General features: G+C 74.0%; 4 protein-coding genes and 1 pseudogene. All 5 read right to left on the reverse strand.

The window, feature by feature from the left end; all coding sequences use genetic code 11:
- A pseudogene (locus tag KMS84_RS37950) lies at nt 1-241 on the reverse strand (DUF58 domain-containing protein); the annotation flags it as partial.
- A complete protein-coding gene (locus tag KMS84_RS37955) occupies nt 241-1,230 on the reverse strand; it encodes an AAA family ATPase (protein ID WP_256921113.1) in 990 nt (329 codons plus the stop codon). The pseudogene KMS84_RS37950 and the gene KMS84_RS37955, both read right to left, overlap by 1 nt.
- Nucleotides 1,230-2,426, reverse strand: coding sequence for a DUF4350 domain-containing protein (locus tag KMS84_RS37960; protein ID WP_256921111.1), 1,197 nt, complete (start codon nt 2,424-2,426; stop codon nt 1,230-1,232). The genes KMS84_RS37955 and KMS84_RS37960 overlap by 1 nt, the downstream gene beginning before the upstream one ends.
- Complete coding sequence (locus KMS84_RS37965) at nt 2,423-3,262, reverse strand: DUF4129 domain-containing protein (protein WP_438819032.1); 840 nt, start codon at nt 3,260-3,262, stop codon at nt 2,423-2,425. The genes KMS84_RS37960 and KMS84_RS37965 overlap by 4 nt, the downstream gene beginning before the upstream one ends.
- A gap of 4 nt (nt 3,263-3,266) precedes the next feature.
- The coding region (locus KMS84_RS37970) for a DUF7847 domain-containing protein (protein WP_256921112.1) at nt 3,267-4,265 on the reverse strand (999 nt) is incomplete at its 5' end.

Here is a 4,265-nt window from a genome sequence, read left to right on the forward strand (position 1 = left end):
GGCGGCGGGAGGGGTTGGTGACGGTGAGGGTGATGTCCGCCGGGTCGCCGAGGCGGGCGGTGGTGTCGCCGGAACGGGTCAGGCCGAGGCGGCGGACGGGTGCTGCCAGGGCGAAGTCGCAGGCGCAGGCCACGGCCAGGGGCGCGTTGACGGCGAGGATGCCGGTCCAGCCGGCGTCCCAGATGCCGACGGGGAGGGAGCCGAGGGCCGCGAGGAGCGCGGTGCGTCCGGTGAGCGCCATCAGCGGGGGACGGGGACGTGGGCGAGGACGGCGTTGATGACCGAGTCCGCGGTCACTCCTTCCATCTCCGCTTCGGGGCGGAGCTGGACCCGGTGGCGGAGGGTGGGCAGCGCGAGCGCTTTGACGTCGTCGGGGATCACGTAGTCGCGTCCGGTGAGCCACGCCCAGGCGCGGGCTGTGGAGAGGAGGGCGGTCGCGCCGCGGGGGGACACGCCCAGGGTGAGTGAGGGCGATTCGCGTGTGGCGCGGCAGATGTCGACGACGTAAGCCGTGATCTCGGGGGAGATCGTGGTTTTGGCGACGGCCGCGCGGGCGGCTTCGAGGTCGGCGGGGCCTGCTACGGGGCGTACGCCGGCGGCGTGCAGGTCGCGGGGGTCGAAGCCCTCGGCGTGGCGGGTGAGGACGTCGATCTCCTCGTGGCGGGAGGGGAGCGGGATGGTGAGTTTGAGGAGGAAGCGGTCCAGCTGGGCTTCGGGGAGGGGGTAGGTGCCCTCGTACTCGACGGGGTTCTGGGTCGCGGCGACCAGGAAGGGGTCGGGGAGGGGGCGGGGTGTGCCGTCCACGGTGACCTGGCGTTCCTCCATGGCTTCTAGGAGGGCGGACTGGGTCTTGGGCGGCGTGCGGTTGATTTCGTCGGCGAGCAGGAGGTGCGTGAACACCGGGCCGGGCTGGAAGGAGAACTCGGCGGTGCGGGCGTCGTAGACGAGGGAGCCGGTGATGTCGCTCGGCATGAGGTCGGGGGTGAACTGGACGCGTTTGGTGTCGAGTTCGAGGGCGGAGGCGAGGGCGCGGACGAGCAACGTTTTGGCCACCCCGGGGACTCCTTCAAGGAGAACGTGTCCGCGGCAGAGGAGGGCGACGACGAGGCCTGTCACTGCGGGGTCCTGGCCGACCACGGCCTTGGAGATCTCGGCGCGCAGGGCTTCCAGGGAGGCGCGGGCGCGGCCCGGGTCCCCGCTGGTCCCGGCGTTGTCAGTGGTCGGGTCCATCATGGACGGCGTACCTCTCTTTCGAGGGCGTCGAGGTGGTCGGCGAGTGCGGTCAGGGCGTCGTCGTCGCCGGGTGGCGGGCCGAAGAGGAGGGAGTGCAGGGCCTGTTCGTCGCCGTGGAGGTGGGCGGACAGGGCGGGCAGGAGAGCCTCGGGCGCGTGCGCCTGGGTGACGGGGACGCCCAGGGAAGGGGCGAGGCGGATGCGGGTGGTGGAGCGAAGAGCGGCGGCCGCGCGGTCACGGGCGGCTGCCTTGCGGTAGAGGCGGGCGCGGCCTTCGACGGTTTCGGAGGCGCGGATCGCGACGGGGAGATTCTCGGGCACGAGCGGGCCGAGCCGGCGTGCCCGCCAGAGGGCGGCGAGGGCTGCCGCGACGAAGAGTTGCAGTGTGCCCCAGAGCCAGCCGGACGGCAGGAGGTCGAGGAAGTCCTTTTCGTCGTCCGGTGCGGTGGCGGAGGCGTCGGAGAGCGAGGGGAGGTACCAGACCAGATGGGTGCGGGAGCCGAGGAGTTGGAGGGCGAGCGAGGCGTTGCCCTGCTTGTCGAGGCGTTCGTTGGAGAGGATGTCGGGCGCGCCGAGGACGACGGTGTCGCCGTCGCCGGAGGCGTCCGGGATGCGGAGCAGGGTGGCGAGGCGCTCGCTGGGGTAGCACTCGTCGACGCCGTCGCGATGGGTGGTGTAGCGGATGCCGCCGGTTTCCGCGGTGCCGGCCGTGCGGGCGGCCGGCAGGGCGCAGTCGGGGGCGAGGGCGGAGCCGCGGCTGTGGGCCGGGTCGGCGCTCACACCGGGGGCGAGGGTGGCCACGGAGGGGCCGCCGGGGGCGACGAGGAGGGTGCGGCCGCCCGAGCCGGCGATCGAGGCGCGCAGGGACCGTTGTTGAGGTGGTGTCAGGAGGTCGGGGACGGCCACCAGGAGGGTGGTGTCGGGGCGTGCCGCGGTGCGGGCCTCGGCGAGGGAGGTGACCACGCGCGTGGACACCCCGTGGTCGGCGAGGAGTTCGGCGATGGCCCGGCTGCCCGAAGGGTCGGCGGAGCGGGGGTCGAGGGCGCCGTGGCGGGCGTCGGACTGGAGCACGGCGATGGTGACCGCGCCCGTGAGGAGGAGGGCGAGGGCGAGGGCGAGTCCGCGCGCGCGGGTCCACAGCTGGTGCGCGGTGGGGGACGCCGAGGTGGTCGCGGGCGTGGCCTCGGTCGTCATCCGGCGCTTCCCTGCCGGGCGGCTCGGGCGGTGGCGTGCGGGTTGTTCGCCGCGGGCCGGGGGGTGGTGCGTTCCACGTCGAGGTCGAGTTCGGCGGTGCGCCGGTATGTCTGCTCGGTCGCCCGACGGCCGCCGTATGTGACGTCGTCGAAGTCGCGGGCGGCGGTGCGCAGGCGGTCGGCGTGGGCGGGCAGGGTGCGCCCGGCTTCGGCTGCGGCTTCGTCGGCCGTGCGGCCGGGGCGGGTGTCGAGGAGGGCCCGCTCCTCCAGTGCGCGGACGACAGCGCGCATGCGTTCCTGCAAGGCCTGGTTCCAGTGGCCCTGGGCGGCGTGCGCCTCGGCGGCCGCGCGGTGCTGGGCGGCGCTGCGGGGTCGGTCGTCGAACAGGGCGGCGGTGGAGGAGGTATGGCGGTGGGGCGTTCCGAGGCGCCACCACAGGGCGGCCACGACGGCTCCGACGGCGAGGACGACGACCAGGAGGCCGAGCGCGCCGCCCGGGGTGGCGGACGACGCGCTGTCGAACAGGTCGCCGATCCAGTCCCAGAGGGTGTCCAGGACGCGTTGGAGGAGGCCGGGGTCGTTCTGGTGGTACAGGTCCCTGGACAGCTCGCGGCGGGCTGCTTCCCGGGCGGGGTCGCGGGGGACGGTGAGGGGAGGCTGGTCGCCCGAGCGGGCCGTCGCCGTCGCCGTGCCGTCGCCCACGCGGGCCAGGGCGGCCAGCGCCCGGCCGGCGGCGCGGGACAGGGCCGCCGAGGCGCCGTCGGTGACGCCGGGCGGTGACTGCGGGGGCAGGCTGCCCGGATGCGACGCGGTGAGTGCTCCCCCCGTCAGGCTCACCGCATCAGCTCCCCGTGGTCGCGCCGGGGACGGGGGAGCCGTAGCCCTGGACGCCGGCGGCGCGGGCCAGGTCGAGGTCGAGGGCCTCGCGGCGGATGCGCTGGTCGATGTAGAGGAGCACGATGACGCCGGCCGCGATCGGGAACGTGATCATGGAGCCGAGGACCGAGCCGATGCCGCTGACGATCAGGTACGTCCAGCCGTACTCGGCGCCTGCCTCGACCATGCCGCTGATGCCGCCGTCGCTCAGGGCGGCGCCGAGGAGCGCGAACGGCACGACGACGATCATCGAGACGATGTTCGCGATGAGCAGGGCGAGCGACTGGATGCCGAAGACGCGCCACCAGGAGCCGCGGGTGAGCTTCGCGGAACGCCCGAGCGCCTTCTTGATGCCCTGCTTCTCCAGCATCAGCGCGGGCGAGGCGAGGGAGAAACGGACCAGCAGCCACAGCACGAGGACCATCGAGGCGAGGATGCCGAAGGCCTGCAACGGGGCTCCCGCGTCGTCGTCGCCGGCGGCGCTCACCAGGATGCCCGGCAGCAGGCACACGGCGGCGGCCGCCGCGGCGATGAGCACCAGCAGGAAGATCAGCCCGAACAGCTTGGGCACCTGCGGGCGGGCGTCGCGCCAGGCCTCCTTGAGGGTGACCGGTTTGCCGAGCACCGCCCGGCTGGTGACGGCCGTCAGCAGGGCGGTCGCGGTGATGGTGCCCACAAGGGTGATCAGGAGGATCGGCCCCGAGGCGCGCATCGCGTCGCCCATGGCGTTGAGCTGCTCGTCGACGGTGGCGCTGGAGTCGCCGAGGGCGGTGGTGTCGGTGGAACCGTTCAGGATCAGGCCCTGCAGCAGGACGACGGCGACCTCGGTGACGACCGCGACGGTCAGCGAGATGCCCAGGACGGTGCGCCAGTAGGCGCGCATGGTGGCGACGGCGCCGTCGAGGATCTCACCCACGCCGAGAGGGCGCAGCGGGATCACGCCGGGCTTGGCCGCCGGCGGCGG

It is taken from the genome of Streptomyces hilarionis (assembly GCF_024539675.1).
Taxonomy (GTDB): domain Bacteria; phylum Actinomycetota; class Actinomycetes; order Streptomycetales; family Streptomycetaceae; genus Streptomyces; species Streptomyces hilarionis.

Bases quoted from the DNA above. Each gene is read 5' to 3' on its own strand.
- KMS84_RS37955 (WP_256921113.1), bottom strand. From the start codon at position 1,230: ATGGACCCGACCACTGACAACGCCGGGACCAGCGGGGACCCGGGCCGC.
- KMS84_RS37960 (WP_256921111.1), bottom strand. From the start codon at position 2,426: ATGACGACCGAGGCCACGCCCGCGACCACCTCGGCGTCCCCCACCGCG.